The 14,820-nt window shown below is 39.8% G+C and carries 11 protein-coding genes; 6 read left to right on the forward strand and 5 right to left on the reverse strand.

The features are described from left to right. The first annotated feature begins 10 nt into the window (after nt 1–10). Complete coding sequence (dinB, locus tag H5163_RS05565) at nt 11–1,063, forward strand: DNA polymerase IV (protein ID WP_182734624.1); 1,053 nt, start codon at nt 11–13, stop codon at nt 1,061–1,063. Nucleotides 1,064–1,238: 175 nt separating this feature from the next. Then, nucleotides 1,239–2,762: a leucyl aminopeptidase family protein gene (locus H5163_RS05570; protein WP_182718306.1), complete on the forward strand. Its 1,524-nt coding sequence runs from the start codon at nt 1,239–1,241 to the stop codon at nt 2,760–2,762. A gap of 70 nt (nt 2,763–2,832) precedes the next feature. Here the strand turns inward: H5163_RS05570 and H5163_RS05575 are convergent, their stop codons facing one another. Both H5163_RS05575 and H5163_RS05580 read right to left on the reverse strand, forming a co-directional pair. Continuing rightward, nucleotides 2,833–4,470 (reverse strand): methyl-accepting chemotaxis protein, encoded by a 1,638-nt coding sequence (locus H5163_RS05575; RefSeq protein WP_182734626.1) that lies wholly within the window; start codon nt 4,468–4,470, stop codon nt 2,833–2,835. A gap of 177 nt (nt 4,471–4,647) precedes the next feature. Next, nucleotides 4,648–6,873: a S9 family peptidase gene (locus H5163_RS05580; protein ID WP_182734628.1), complete on the reverse strand. Its 2,226-nt coding sequence runs from the start codon at nt 6,871–6,873 to the stop codon at nt 4,648–4,650. A 116-nt stretch (nt 6,874–6,989) separates the two neighbouring features. On the opposite strand from H5163_RS05580, the gene H5163_RS05585 reads away from it, so the two are divergent. Further along, a complete protein-coding gene (locus H5163_RS05585) occupies nt 6,990–7,385 on the forward strand; it encodes an HIT domain-containing protein (protein WP_149981206.1) in 396 nt (131 codons plus the stop codon). A 135-nt stretch (nt 7,386–7,520) separates the two neighbouring features. Further along, entirely contained in the window at nt 7,521–8,264 is a 744-nt protein-coding gene (locus H5163_RS05590) for an ABC transporter substrate-binding protein (protein WP_182734629.1), read from the forward strand. A gap of 67 nt (nt 8,265–8,331) precedes the next feature. Here H5163_RS05590 and H5163_RS05595 read toward each other — a convergent pair whose 3' ends face one another. After that, nucleotides 8,332–10,032, reverse strand: a complete 1,701-nt coding sequence (locus tag H5163_RS05595) for a dipeptidyl-peptidase 3 family protein (RefSeq protein ID WP_182734630.1) — start codon at nt 10,030–10,032, stop codon at nt 8,332–8,334. Between the two features lie 283 nt (nt 10,033–10,315). Between H5163_RS05595 and H5163_RS05600 the strand changes: the two genes are divergently transcribed. Continuing rightward, nucleotides 10,316–11,155, forward strand: a complete 840-nt coding sequence (locus H5163_RS05600) for an HDOD domain-containing protein (RefSeq protein ID WP_145241153.1) — start codon at nt 10,316–10,318, stop codon at nt 11,153–11,155. A gap of 66 nt (nt 11,156–11,221) precedes the next feature. On the opposite strand, the gene rdgC is transcribed toward H5163_RS05600, so the two are convergent. Next, complete coding sequence (gene rdgC / locus H5163_RS05605; protein ID WP_145241151.1) at nt 11,222–12,133, reverse strand: recombination-associated protein RdgC; 912 nt, start codon at nt 12,131–12,133, stop codon at nt 11,222–11,224. A gap of 121 nt (nt 12,134–12,254) precedes the next feature. Continuing rightward, nucleotides 12,255–14,018, reverse strand: a complete 1,764-nt coding sequence (locus H5163_RS05610) for a HAMP domain-containing sensor histidine kinase (RefSeq protein WP_145241149.1) — start codon at nt 14,016–14,018, stop codon at nt 12,255–12,257. A 283-nt stretch (nt 14,019–14,301) separates the two neighbouring features. Here H5163_RS05610 and H5163_RS05615 point away from each other — a divergent pair, with 283 nt between their 5' ends. Next, nucleotides 14,302–14,667, forward strand: a complete 366-nt coding sequence (locus H5163_RS05615) for a response regulator (protein WP_182731831.1) — start codon at nt 14,302–14,304, stop codon at nt 14,665–14,667. Nucleotides 14,668–14,820: the final 153 nt, after the last annotated feature.

Here is a 14,820-nt window from a genome sequence, read left to right on the forward strand (position 1 = left end):
GGTTTGAGGAATGAAAAAGTTTATTCATATTGACATGGATTGCTTTTATGCAGCGGTCGAAATGCGCGATAACCCCGCGCTTGCTAATGTACCTTTGGCAATTGGTGGCAATAGTCGCCGTGGAGTGCTCTCTACAGCAAATTACATCGCCCGCGAATACGGTGTGCGCTCTGCGATGTCTAACTACCGTGCTAAACAATTATGCCCAGATTTAGTGATTGTACCAGGGCGTATGCAAGTTTATAAACAAGCCTCTTCGCAAATTCGTGCTGTATTTCAGCACTATACCGACCTTATCGAGCCTCTTTCTTTAGATGAAGCTTACCTTGATGTGACTGACAGTAATGCATGCCATGGTAGTGCGACCTTAATGGCAGAGCAGATCCGCGCCGATATTTTTGCAGCCACCGGTTTAACTGCTTCGGCTGGAATTGCGCCGATAAAATTTATTGCCAAAATTGCCAGTGATGAAAATAAACCGAATGGTCAATTTGTAGTATTGCCTGAGCAAGTGGATGACTTTTTAGCGCAATTACCTTTGGGTAAAATACCCGGGGTCGGTAAGGTTACCCTTGAAAAACTCAATTTAAAAGGCTTATACACCGGTGCTGATGTGCGCGCTAAAGGGGTTAATTGGATGCAGCAACACGTTGGTAACTTTGGGGTCTCGCTGTATCAAAAATGTGCCGGTTTACATATTGGTAAAGTATCCACAGAACGTACCCGTAAATCGCTCAGTGTTGAGCATACCTATGAATATAATAAAACCAGCTTACAAGCGTGTTTAGATCAATTGCCAATATTATTGGCTGAGCTTCAACGTCGATTAACAAAACAGCAATTAGAGCAACGCATAAATAAACTCAGTGTCAAAGTGAAGTTTGCTAATTTTGTGGTGACATCGGCCGATCAAACTTGCCACCGACTTGATGAAACTATCTTGGCTGAGCTGCTGAGCAAAGCATATCAACGTGGCTTGCAGCAGCCAGTGCGGTTACTCGGTGTAGGGGTCGGTGTTAAAAATGAACCGCAGCAACATGTACAGCTGAGTATATTAGATTAAGATACTGCGCGCTATTTGCTTCAATAAATGATAAGTGGGCAGTGAGTAACTGCTGTATTTTACACTGTAACTCCAAGTTGCCAGCGTTATGTTAGCTCGTCGTACATTGCTGGCAATAGCTATTTAAATCAATGATAATAAGCTCCTACGTATTTTGACAACAGGACCTTTTTTTATGGCATATCCTCACGCAGTTGCAGCCCCGCAATTAGATAACGCAAAACATGATGCGCTTATTATTATTGCCGATAACTTTTCTGAGTTAGACGACCCGAATCTAAGCCAAGCTATTAAAGCGCAAATGGCGGTTGATGCACGTATTGGTAAGCAAGTCACGCTGCTTGTTGTTGATTCTAAAAGGGTAATTTTAGCGCCGACAGGTCCATTAAATCGTGATTATGACGATGTACGTCGTTATTTTGATGCAGCTAAATTGGCTATCAATGAAGCTAAAGCATCAGGCAGTACAAAACCTGCTATTTACTTACCACAAGCAAGCCAAGATAGCCGTTATCAGTATGCCTTAGAAGTTGCTTATCTTGGTGCTTGCCAAGCGTTGTGGCAGCCGCTTGAGGCGCGCGAGTTTCATGGTGAAAGCATTGAACCGATCACTCAAATAGCCTTGTTTGGTGCTAATGAGCAAACAATTAAAGCAGTAAATGCCATTGCCGCAGGGCAGTATGCTGCTCGTGATTTATGTGGCACTGAGCCTGAGCGTATGGCGCCACCACGTTTTGCTGATTACTGTGTAGATTTATTTAAAGGCAGCAAGGTCAATGTTGCAGTGATTGCAGATATTGCCACGATTGATAAAGAGTACCCGATGATGAGTACCGTGGCTCGCGCTTCATATGCGGTTGAGCGTCATCACCCTCGTGTTGTAAAACTTGAATATGTACCAGAGGGCGAAGTAACACGTACCTTAATGTTTGTCGGTAAAGGCTTAGTATATGACACCGGTGGTGCCGATTTAAAAGTGGGCGGGCATATGGCCGGTATGAGCCGTGATAAAGGCGGCGCAGCCTCTGTTGCTGGTTTTATGAAATCAGTGGCAGACTTTCAACCACAAGGAGTTAAAGTTATTGCTTACTTAGCGGTAGTTCGTAATTCAATTGGTTCTGATTGTTTTGTACCAGATGAAATTATTACTAGCCGTGAGGGCGTACGTGTTCGCATCGGTAATACGGATGCAGAAGGGCGCTTAGCTATGGGGGATTTACTCAGCGAGATGAAAGATTTAGCAAAAGGAGAAGTTAATCCTGAAATCTTTACGGTCGCAACGTTAACCGGACATGCAGCTCGTGCAATGGGACCTTACAGTGCATACGTTGAAAATGGCCCTGCACGTGCGGCTAATATTTCTCGTAAGCTGGCTGACAGTGGTGACTTATGGGCTGATGGTGCAGAAGTTTCTCGCAGCCGTCGCGAAGACTATGATTTTATTAAACCGCGTACTTTAGCTGATGACGTATTATCAAGTAACAATGCAGCATCAGCAGTTACCGCACGTGGTCATCAGTTCCCTATGGCATTTTTAGCTATTGTTGGTGGCCTTGATAAGCATGGTTGTGAGTCAGCACAGCCTTTACCTTATGTGCATATGGATATTGCCGGTAGTGGTGTTGAAGGTGGTGATTGGCAGCACGGTAAACCAACTGCAGCAGGCTTAAGCAGTTTATTTGCTCGTTACTGCTTATAATAAGCAGTATTAAATACAACAGCCCCGTCATATAAAATGACGGGGCTTTTTTGTAATTTGTTTTTGTTAATTAATCTAATTTAAAGCGATTAACCACATCAGTTAGCTGTTGGCTACTGTGTTTAAGATTATCGCTTGCACCAGAAAGTTGTGATGTATTGGCCAGAGATTGTTCGGTTGATTGCGATAGTTCATTAATTCGCAAATTGACTTCATCCGCAGCACTTGATTGTTGCTCAGTCGCACGGGCTATTTGACCATTCATATCGGTGATAACCGACACCAGACGTTCAATTTCAGTTAATGAGGTATTGGCAGAGCCAGCTTGTTGTACTGTGCTGGTGGATAATTGTTGGCTAGCTGTTACCGCCTCTACAGCCGCCTGTGCGCCTTTTTGTAATTTGGCTATCATCGCCTGAATTTCGTCTGTGCTCTTGCCTGTGCGACTTGCAAGAGTGCGTACTTCATCAGCTACAACGGCAAACCCTCGGCCTTGTTCGCCAGCACGTGCCGCTTCGATTGCAGCATTGAGTGCCAGTAAATTGGTTTGCTCCGCAATACCGCGGATCACGTCTAGTACCGATCCTATATTATTACTTTCTTGAGCTAAATCAGCGGTAACTTGACTCACAGTTTCAATGTTTTTGGACAGTGTTTCTATGGATTGAATTGTTTTAGCAACGACTTCTTTACCTTCAGATGCATTCACCGCGGCTTGGTTAGCGGCTTGTTCAGCCGCTTCGGCATTGCGACTTACATCATGAATTTGGTGGGTCATTTGCTCCATTGCTGCAGCGACTTGCGTTGAGCTATCGTTTTGCAGTTCAATAAAAGAATGATTGGTTTTACTCGCATCATCCACTGTTTGGGCATGCTGGTTAACATCATTGGCATTATTTGCCACTTGTTTAAGTGACTCACGCATTTTGGTAGTAAATAAATTAAAGTGGCGAGATAATCGTGATACCTCATCATTACCATTTTCATCTAAGGTTTGGGTTAAATCCCCTTCACCTTGAGAGATACTTTTCATCATATTTGCAGCAAGCCGAGTTGGCAGTAAAATACTTCTGGCGATTAAGTAACTTAAACTAATTAATAGCAAAATAATCACTGCGGCATTGAGAATAACTAAATTCCGTAAGCTGGCAAAAGCGTTATCAATAGTATCAATATAAACACCTGAACCGACTATCCATTGCCACGGGGTAAAACCTTTCACATAGGCTATTTTATCAACTGGTTGATCTTTACCTGGTTTAGGCCATTTGTAAGGGATAAAACCTTCACCACTTTGCTTAACTATTTTAACCATTTCAACAAATAACGGTACGCCATCTGGGTCTTTACTGTTGCTGAGTGATTTACCGTTTAATTCTGGTTTAAAAGGATGCATAACCATGGCTGGCTGAAAATTATTGATCCAGAAGTAATTGTCATTGTCATAGCGAATACTAGCTATTGTAGCTAGAGCACCTTGTTGGGCTTGTTGCTCGGTGAGTTCGCCGCTTTGTTGTAATGAATGATAATGGGTAATAACGCTATAAGCAGCTTCAACCAGATTTTTAGTTTTCGTATATTGGCCTGCTTTGAGTGAACCATATTGCTGAGTTAAACTAGTAATACTTAAAAAAAGTAAACCAACAACGACCAAACTTACCAAAATAGCTAAGCGCTGAAAAATAGTAAAACGGCGTAGGTACGACATAAAAAATCCTTTAGAAGTGCTCGCAGAAGGCGCGCATATATTAAGCGTAGTAAATATTACTTTAAAATCTAGTTAACTGTCCCTTGTTTTGGTCTAAAGTTTTTAAATAAATAGGATTATCATTAAGTCAAAAAAAAGGCTGATTTTTCAATCAGCCTTTATGCGGTCATTACTGATTTACTCTACATCAAAATGACGATTAAAGAAGTTAGTGATTGTTTGATGCAAGTGAGTTTGCACTTGTTTACCCCGTAAGCTGTGCTTGGAACCAGGATAAGTCATCATTTCAAATTGCTTTTCGTTATCTTGCAATTGTTTAAATAACTTAGTGGCATGGGTAAACAATACGTTATCGTCGGCCATACCATGGTAGATCATTAATGGCCCTTTCAAGCCATCTGCGTATGGAAATACCGCACTGTCTACATAGCCTTTGGCATTTGTATCAGGATGTCCTAAATAACGCTCGGTATAGTGAGTATCATACAGTGCCCAATCAGTCACTGGCGCTCCAGATACGCCTGCTTGAAAATAATGACCAGCTTTAAACATGGTCATTAATGCCATATAGCCACCGTAACTGTGACCATAAATACCAATACGTTGTGGGTCAACATAATCAAGCGTACGTAAAAATTCGACGCCTTTTATTTGATCAGCCACTTCAACCACACCTAAATGTTTGTAAATGGCATCTTCAAACTTTTTACCACGATTATACGAACCACGGTTATCTAATTGGAACACTACATAACCTTGCTGTGCCATATATTGGAAATATAAGTTTTTGCTGCGCCAACTATTGGTTACGCGTTGTGCGTGCGGGCCGCCATAGACATTGACAAGAACAGGGTGTTTTTTACCATCATTTACCGTTGCAGGTTTAAATAAACGATAGTGCATCACTTGACCATCATCAGCAGTCAAAGTGCCATATTCAGGCTCAGCTAGATCAGCAAGATAAGGGGTCAGAGGATGGTTTTCATCAAGTTTATTTTGTTCTAACCAAGTAACAAATTCACCGTTTACTTTACGCAGTGCAGCTGAGTTTGGCTTGTTGACCGATGAACTGTTATCAATAAAAGTTTTACTGTCTTTTGCCATTACCACATTGTGATAAGCACCTTGCTCAGTGATACGTTTAATATCGCCCTTTTTAAACAGTGGAACACTGTATAGCTGGCTTTCCAAAGGCGTGTCTTTGCGTCCGGCAAAGTAGACAATGCCTTTTTTCTCATCAATACCTTTTAAGCTATCAACCACCCAGTCACCATCGGTGATCTGACGCACTAACTTACCATTGGTACGATATAGATATAAATGCTTAAAGCCATTGCGCTCAGAGGCCCAAACAAAATGTTTTTTGTCTTTCAAAAACTGTAGATCAAAATGTAAGTTGATCCAGGTATCACTAGTTTCTGTTAAGGCGACTTTTTGCTCTGTTGTTTCGCTGTTATAAAAGCGCAATTCTAAGTTGTGCTGTGAGCGGTTTTGCCACTGATATGATAGGGTTTTGTCATCTTCTAACCATTTTGCACGGGCAATGTAAATGTCTTCGTCTTTACCTAAATCAACCCAATCAGTTTTTTGATTATCGAGCTTAACCACACCAAGTTGAATTTTTACATTATTAGTGCCGGTAAATGGGTAGCGTTGGTTAAACAGTTTCACTTCATCAGCGTAAATTTCATTGCGGATAGCTTCTTTAACTGGGCTTTCGTCAATGCGAGTGAAGGCTATTTTTGATTCATCACCAGACCACCAATAACCTGTCATTCGGCCCATTTCTTCTTGCGCGACAAACTCCGCCATGGCGTTTTTGATCACACCGCCGCCATCTTTACTCAGCTGAATTTCTTTACCTGATTTAAGATTTAGCGCATAAAGATTTTGTTCACGGACAAACGAGACAAAGTTTCCTTTTGGTGAAAAGCGTGCGTCGGTTTCAAATGCCTCAGTATCGGTCAGTTTACGGCTTTTTCCTGCTCCTAGCTCGTAATAATAGAGGTCACCATTAAGTGGAAATAACAAGGCTTTACCGTCTTTAGACCATTTGTATTCTAAAATACCTTTACCAAAAATACGTTGGCGCTCACGGCGTGCTTTTTCTTCGTCTGAGAGGTTTTCGGGGCCTGAAAAAAGTTTGGCAGAGTCGACTAAAATACGATTTTTGTTATCTTTTAAATTATATTCCCATAAATCATAACGGTTGTAATCGTCGCTTTTACCTTGCAGGTAGGTAACTCGGCTACCGTCTGGTGAAAACTTAAGCTGTACAGGTGCTTTACCCGCTAAACTTGGATCATCAAAAATACGTTCTAAAGTAAGAGGCTTAGCTTGCACTGTGATGGCTGTTGCCACCAAAGGTAGCAAGTATGAGAGGTGTTTAATTTTTTTTAACACGTGTTTACCTTCGCTCGAATAAAAACTGCAACGATGGTAAAGCCAAGCGTGGGCAACTGCAACTAAATGCTATAAAGTAGCGAAAATGTAATGCACTTAATTTGTAAGGAATAAAAATGACCGTTGAATTCTCTTTAGCCCCAGAACTTGCACGTGATTGTATTGAACTGGCCGATTGGCCATTATGCAAAGTGTTACTTATGAATGATAGTCAATACCCGTGGTTTATTTTAGTGCCTCGTAAAGCGAATTTAAAAGAGAGCATTGATCTAAGCGAGTCTGAACAGGTATTGCTAATGCAAGAGTCAGCGAAGTTAAGTCGGCTACTCAAGGAGGTACTTAATCCAGATAAACTAAATGTCGCGGCTCTTGGTAACATGGTTCCACAGTTACATATTCATCATATTGCCCGCTATAAAACCGATGTCGCATGGCCTGCGCCAGTATGGGGGAAGTATCCCGCCGTGCCTTACAGTGAAGAGCAATTGGCACGTTTAAAAACACATTTTTAATCGTGGTTGAGTGTTTATATAACAGAATTTTATCATGGAATTATGACTTTTAGTTGGGTGAAAATAGACTATGCTTAGGGTCACTAAATCGTGGCTGTTTATTACACTCAGTATATAGGGATTGCAAACTAACTGATGAAAGCTTTTGTATTGTTTACCTTGCTAAGTGTATTTTCGCATCACAGTGCTGCAAATATATTTTACTTTGTTGGTACCACCTTTCCGTCGGTACTTGAAAAAAATGAACAAGGTCAAATAGAAGGCTTAGGCGCCGACATCGCAGGTGAAATTTGCCTGCGTTTAGGTTGCCAAATTAAAATTGATATTTTGCCATTTAAACGGGCGCTAAAAATGGTTGAGCTTGGTAAGGCTGATGCATTCATAGGTCCTTATAAGTCGGCTATTAGAGAGCAGTATATGGTTTATAGTGAGGCTGCTTTCTATCAAGACCCGCTGGTTTTTTATGTCAAAAATAGTAATGAATTTCAGTGGCATAATAATTTAGAGACATTAAAAGAGTTATCGATAGGGTTAACCCGAGGTTGGAACTATGGTGACGATTTTGAGCGATATAAAAGTCAGTTAGAAATTTCTGAAGTGGGTACTGTTGAAGCCAGTTTTTTGCAATTAATTCATGACCGTGTCGATATTATAGTGACTCATCCAAGAGCCGCACAGCCCGTTATTAAGCAGTTAAGTTTAGCCAATCAAGTGAAACAGTTACAGCCACCATTAATTGTTAATAAAGGCTATTTTGGTTTTTCAAAAAAACGTAATTTAAATGAGTTTATTATCTCATTCGATAAAGAATTAAATAATATGATTGCTAATGGTGAAGTAAAAAAAATGAGTGAAAAATATGGTTTAGCATTCCCGTAATAGCAATATTGAATTAAAAAAGGCGTTTTAGGTGAGCCCCTAAAACGCCTTTTTAGTATTAATTATATTATTCTAAACCTAACTCTTTCTTACCTTGTTTAAATGTGACATCTACAGGAATATTTGCTTGGCTTAGTTTTTCTAAATCTTTAGCAAGTTCCACTTTGATATCACCATGTGTGGCAATCAGTTGATCAACTTTCTCATAATCACCATCACCTTGTAAGGTTAAGATCAAACCAGATAGCTTGGCCATTGCTTGGCCCATTTTTTCCATATTTACGCTGTAAAGGCCTTGCTCATTTTTAGAGAATGCACCTTCTTCTGCGAAAAAGTTAAAGCGGATCATATTTGCTTTACCATGGGCACTTGATGCGCCAAAACGCACTGAGCGGAAAATACCGGCCATAAAAGTGATGTAATAATCTTCAAGTGTTCCCTCAGTGATCTCACCTTTTTTGAGTAACTGCTCAACCATGTACAAGCCTAAGATATCGGCTTTGCCTTCTTCTAAAGCACTGGCATGTTCTTGTAAAGACTGACGAACAGTGCCTTTACCTGTGATAGTATTTTTGATCCCTAAACCATGAGCGACTTCGTGGAACATGGTATTGGCAAAAAATGCATCGAAAGTAATGTGTTTACGTTGCTCAGGAACAATTAACTGCTCAGCGATTGGCACCAATATTTTATCAAACTTAGCGCGCATAGCATTTTTCAGTTGTAAACGGCGAGTGCCTTTTTCAAGTTGTACTTGTTCGTCATTTGGTAAGTTAATAGCAATAGTTTTACTGCCAGCATTAGAATGACCTGCGTAGTAAACAACATCATATGCATTTAAGTCCGCATCAGAGCCAGGCACTTCTTGTTTGTATTTGGCATCAACAGGGAGGCCTTTTTGTAGTTCTGGTAAAAATGCTGCAAATTTAGCAAGACGCTCTGACCAAGCTAAATCTTTCACTAATACATACGATTCAAAGGCTGCGCGAGAGCCGAACAATTGATCTTCATAGGTTTCGATTGGACCAATAACGATATCGATGGGGTTGTTCTTCATGTCCATCCAAGCAAAGTCTGATGCTTGATAATCATCGTTTTGTAGTGCATCTGCACGTAAATTCAGGTAACTAGCAAACTCTTTATCATCGGCAAGCTTGCTCGCCTCACGTAATAAGTTAGCCGCTTTTTCAAGGGCTTGAGCATATTCAACCGAATAGGCAACGCTATATAGCTTGCCTTGCTCATCTCGCTTAATGACTGAATACAGGCCATTTTTATCTGCTACGTCAGCCTTGTTTAGCTCTTCTTTAGTGATATCGGCTGGATAAAATTGAGCTCCGGCTGTTTTATCTTCATAGCCTGACAAAAAGACTTGATCGCCATTTAATCTATCCCATGGTCCATAGTTAATATCGGCAAATTTTTGTACTTTAGGATCATTGATTTTGGCTAAAAATGCCGCTTTATCTTCACCAAATGCTTGGCGCCAGAATAGATCATCCATAATTTTAGACGCATCAATAAGTTTTGCTATTAACGCTTTTTGGTTGTCGCTTAAATGTGATAAATCAGTCGTTAAACTAAAATCGGTATAGATATCAAGGCGACTAGTGTCAGCGTTAACAAGTTGTGGGCCGCTATCTTGTACTTGCTTAATTGAGGCTGCTGCGTCAGTTGACGCTTTAGGTGCGCTGGCTTGATCTGAACATGCACTAAGAAAAACGGCACCGGTGAGAATAAGTGCTTGGCTAATTTTATTGAGAGTCATTATATTGCCTGTTAAAAAGTAAGTTTAATTATAGATACCCTTGAGAGGGTATTTCGCTTCCTTGTTATGCCAGCATTAAAGCAAATCTTATGCGTAAATAGCAAGTTTCCTGTGTTGTGATGGTCTTAGCGAAGGGATATAAAGTGTAGTAGAAAAATAAACTAATATAATTTCTGTAATTTTCTTAACTTTAGCGGTAACTTAGACAATACTGTATTTATAAAAAATAAACATTCCATGGTTTGGGTGTATTAACAAATCAATACAAAAGGATGGCACATTTATGTCAACAGAAAACGCACTACTGACCATTTTGGTTGATCGTATAAATAATGACACGTTAGTTTTACCCACCTTGCCTGAGGTTGCGGTTCGTGTACGTCAAGCTGCCGATAATCCAGATGTAAACTTAGCGCAAATGGCTGATGTGATCTCTCATGATCCGGCATTAGCAGCACGGATGATAAAAGTCGCAAATAGTGCTTTTATGGGGCGAACAGTTAAAGTTTCTAATATAAATCAAGCGGTAACGCGTATTGGTCTGCGTCAAATCAAAAATATCGCAACAGCAATGGCGATGGAGCAACTGTTTGTTTCAAATAATGAGCTGATCAAAGGTTACATGGATAAGGCATGGCAGAAGACCTTAAAAGTAGCATGTCACTCAATTACTGTGATGGAGTTTTTCCTTAAGAAAAACAAGCAGACCTCATTGAATCGTGACACCATTACACTGGCATCACTAGTTTATAATATTGGTGTATTGCCTATTTTGACTGAAGCGGAACGTCACCCGGAAGTATTTGCCAATCCAAGCTTTTTAGCGCATGCGATTCAAAAGCTTAGCGGTAAAGTAGGGGGAGCCATCATGCGTGCTTGGGAGTTTACTGATGAATTTGTTGAAGTAGCAGAAAGCTGGGCCAATCCTAACTATCGCCCAGAGCATATTAGCTATGTTGATTTCATTCGTATTGGCGCGATTATGGAAGGTATTTTACAAGTTTCAGATAAGTCTGCAGCATTACAAACTTATATTGATAAAGGTGTGATCCCATCACTTGATATCTTCTCAAGTGATGAATATAACGATATGCTCGATGATGTGAAATCGGTATTTAGTTAAGTTAATTCGTCAGTTAAAAAAAGCGCCAATAGGGCGCTTTTTTAGTATTTAAAACTTAGTCAAAATTTAGGCTAAATCTTCCACGTCACCTAAACCAGCCGTAAGTTCTTCTAGCATTAGTTTAATTTCTTCAGAGGCGAGAATAAAGTCAGCATCAAGTTTGACCAACATATCTTCTTTAGGGATGTCGGCGTTTTCTTCTTTTAATGTTTCAGAGTAGCTTAAGCGCTTAATAGAGCCATCATTTTGCAGCATGAACTTCAGGCGCTCTTGCCAATCTAGTGCAAGTTTTGTTACTCGCTTACCGCTTTCAAGGTGCGATTTAACTTCATCACAGGCTAAATCATGGCCTTTAAGCTTAACTTGAGCACCGCTATCGTCTGCTTCTTCAAGCTCTGCGTCAGAGCCAATAGCAAAGCCCTCAGGTGTACTGAAGTTAGTTAACCAGTCCGTTAAAAACACATCTAAGTCATAGTTTGCAAATGCAGGAACTACCGGCAATGTACCTAGTGATTTGCGAAGTAGTGCTAGTAACTCTTCTGCTTTATTAAAGCTACCACTGTTGACGACTACCCAGCCATTTTCTTGGTCAATAAAGGCAAACTGTAAACTCGACTTTTTAAAGGCTTGCGGTAATAAGCTATGGAGGATATTTTCTTTGAGCTCGTCTTTTTCTTTTTTCTTAACAGGGCGATTTTCTTCTGCTTCGATAAGTTCTATTTTTTCAGCAACCATATCGTTGATAACGGATGCAGGAAGTACTTTTTCTTCACGTTTAGCACAAACCAAAATACTCTTTTGCGAGAAATGGGAAAGGGTATCACCATGTTTACCAAAGGCTTTGGTCCAGCCAAATGTACTTAAATCTTGACTACCGCAAGGGCGAAATAAATCTTGCTCTAAGGCTTTCTCAAAGTCTTCTTGGGTGTACGACACGTCTTGCTTAAAGCGGTAACAAATAAGGTTACTAAACCACATAGGGAGATTGATCCATTCGGTAAATTTACCCAATCATAACAATAAAAAGCTGATGCGCAAATGACTGATTGGCCAAACGTTTAGCAATTAAGCAAAGTGTTAGGCAAACAGTCTCGGCGCATTAGTTATTAAATATAGACAAAGGTTTTGGCATGTCTTTAGGGAAACTAATATGATAATGCAAGCCGTTCCCCGGTGAGCTTGTCGCATCGATTTCGCCGCTCAAGGTTTGCTTGACCAAATTGAAAGTAATGTGTGTGCCCAGACCACTGCCGCCTTGATCGCGTTTAGTCGTAAAAAACGGATCAAACAGTTTTTCAAGTTGCTGTTCGGTAACGCCATTGCCATTATCTTTAAAGTCGATAATCACTTGGTCATCTTCATCTTTAATAGCAATGTCTATAATGCCATTGCTGACACCATCGAATCCGTGGATCAATGAATTCATAATCAAATTGGTAAAAATTTGACTGATAGCACCAGCAGGTAGATTTAAGGTTAAATCTACCGGGCAATCTAAATTAATATGATGACTGGTATTTTTTATCTTAGGGTGTAATGAGCGAATAATTTCACCTAGATATTCTTTTAGGTTGATAGTTCGCACAGCTTCACTGGCTTGATCAACCGCAATTTGCTTAAAGCTGGCAACCAGCTCTGAAGCACGGTCTAGGTTAGTGGTTAATAGGCTAGTACTTTGTTTGGCATCATTAATAAACTCCTCAAGTGCTTTAGGCGAGAGTGTTTTCTCTTTGTAAGCGTTTTCAATTTGTATTAAACGCTCTTGCAAAAAGGATGTGGCAGTAACCCCTATACCGACCGGGGTATTGATATCGTGGGTAATACCGGCAACTAAACCACCCAAAGCGGCCATTTTTTCTGAGCTGACTAAACGCTCTTGCGCCATATTGAGTTCATCAACATAACGTTGCATTTCAGTTTGTTTAGTTAGTAGCTCTTGCTCAGTATGGCGACGCAAATCAACTTCTTCGGTGAGCGTTAGTTTTTGTTTTTCCAACTCGTATTTTTGTTGCTGTAAATCCATCATAGCTTGACTTAAATTTGATGTTTTACGTGCCACTTCTTGTTCAAGTTGTAGATTTTGCTGATCGAGCTTTTCGTTACTTATTATCAATGCTTTTTGAGTTTGTTCAAGCTCTTTGCGGTATTGCACAACTTTATCGATCAACTTATTGAATGATTGTTCCATTACTTTTAATTCGTTGTGCTCAGTTGTTTCAATTTCGATATGTTGACCTTCGAGGTCATCTAATTGAAGATCTTCAATTTGCTCTGTTAGTTGTGCTAGAGGTTCAGTGAGTAGTTTTCTAAATGCCATTAAGAATAAGATGATTAAAAATGTAGTTTTGATCATCGCATTGCCAATTAAAAAATAAATTGAGATCATAATGCGACTAAATACCACTTCTCGGCTCGAAAATAGCGTGACATCACCAACTTGGGTGGCGCGGCCAGAAAATTCAAAGATCAATGGAAAGGTATAACCGAATAAGCCAGATGGAGTATCTTCGATAATCGCTTCTTCTTGTACTAATTGTTGGCTATATAGCTCGCGAATATCGAGTGAGCGACCTAATTGTGAGATTATCTCGCCGCTATCATCACGTACAATAATACCTTCAATCATTGGAATTGCTAATAAGCCTTCTGCTGTGGTGATGGTTTGTTTAGTGTTTAGCTCCCAAATAGCACGGGTTAAACTACGACTAAATGTTTTTTGTAAGGTCGTCAGTTCGTCACGTATATAATCTTTCGTGTTTACATATTCTGCAATAACTTGCCCGCACGTGACTACAAAAGTTAATAAAAAGTAGACGGATAACACGCTGGTAAGTAGCTTTTTTGATAGGCTTTTTTGTAGCATCGGTGGCCTATAGCTCCTTTATTTTTTTTACAAAGCTTAATTAATACCCTAGCAACGAGTACACTCAGTATTAAAGTTAGCTAATAAATGTTTAAAAATAAATAAAATAATCTTATTTAACAGTACAAACATTGTTAATTTTTCTTTTTTTAGCAAAAACTTAAGCTTATCGCTGTTAAATTTTTGTGTTATAAAATCACAACATTACTACAACATCGTTATTTATTGAGTGATAAGTTGTCTGCTCAGTAATCTATTATCCGTATTTTTAGTTGTCTATATTATGAATTTTTCCGTACTGGTGTGTGATGATTCAACAGTAGCACGCAAACAAGTTATACGCTGTTTAAATGAGTGTATCTCAGCAGATATTATGCAAGCAAAAAATGGCCGTGAAGCGTTAGAGTTAATGCATATACATAACTTCGATTTACTGTGTCTTGACTTAACTATGCCCGAAGTTGATGGAGTACAAGTTCTTGAAGGTATTAAAGCACAAAAAATTGAATGCTTTGTGCTGGTAATTTCGGCAGATATTCAACTTGAAATGAAACAACGCGTCGCTAAGTTGGGAGCTATAGCCTTCGTTGATAAGCCGATAGATAAAACAAGATTAAATGAAATACTGCATAAATTTGGCATTCATTAGATTTCTTTATAATCAAAAGGCATAATTTATCTTTTTATTTGGGGTTGACAGAATAGCCCTGTTTAAGGCAGTCTAAGGGCTATGAAAACAAATAATCACGCATTGACCATTATTATTACAACCACCATTCTTACTGGATAGTGGCATAGGTCG

It is taken from the genome of Pseudoalteromonas sp. SG44-8 (assembly GCF_014164125.1).
Taxonomy (GTDB): domain Bacteria; phylum Pseudomonadota; class Gammaproteobacteria; order Enterobacterales; family Alteromonadaceae; genus Pseudoalteromonas; species Pseudoalteromonas rhizosphaerae.

What these genes read in the sequence shown, in the direction of transcription:
- dinB (WP_182734624.1), top strand. Translation starts at nt 11, where the DNA reads ATGAAAAAGTTTATTCATATTGACATGGATTGCTTTTATGCAGCGGTC.
- H5163_RS05570 (WP_182718306.1), top strand. Translation starts at nt 1,239, where the DNA reads ATGGCATATCCTCACGCAGTTGCAGCCCCGCAATTAGATAACGCAAAA.
- H5163_RS05575 (WP_182734626.1), bottom strand. Translation starts at nt 4,470, where the DNA reads ATGTCGTACCTACGCCGTTTTACTATTTTTCAGCGCTTAGCTATTTTG.
- H5163_RS05585 (WP_149981206.1), top strand. Translation starts at nt 6,990, where the DNA reads ATGACCGTTGAATTCTCTTTAGCCCCAGAACTTGCACGTGATTGTATT.
- H5163_RS05590 (WP_182734629.1), top strand. Translation starts at nt 7,521, where the DNA reads ATGAAAGCTTTTGTATTGTTTACCTTGCTAAGTGTATTTTCGCATCAC.
- H5163_RS05595 (WP_182734630.1), bottom strand. Translation starts at nt 10,032, where the DNA reads ATGACTCTCAATAAAATTAGCCAAGCACTTATTCTCACCGGTGCCGTT.
- H5163_RS05600 (WP_145241153.1), top strand. Translation starts at nt 10,316, where the DNA reads ATGTCAACAGAAAACGCACTACTGACCATTTTGGTTGATCGTATAAAT.
- rdgC (WP_145241151.1), bottom strand. Translation starts at nt 12,133, where the DNA reads ATGTGGTTTAGTAACCTTATTTGTTACCGCTTTAAGCAAGACGTGTCG.
- H5163_RS05610 (WP_145241149.1), bottom strand. Translation starts at nt 14,018, where the DNA reads ATGCTACAAAAAAGCCTATCAAAAAAGCTACTTACCAGCGTGTTATCC.
- H5163_RS05615 (WP_182731831.1), top strand. Translation starts at nt 14,302, where the DNA reads ATGAATTTTTCCGTACTGGTGTGTGATGATTCAACAGTAGCACGCAAA.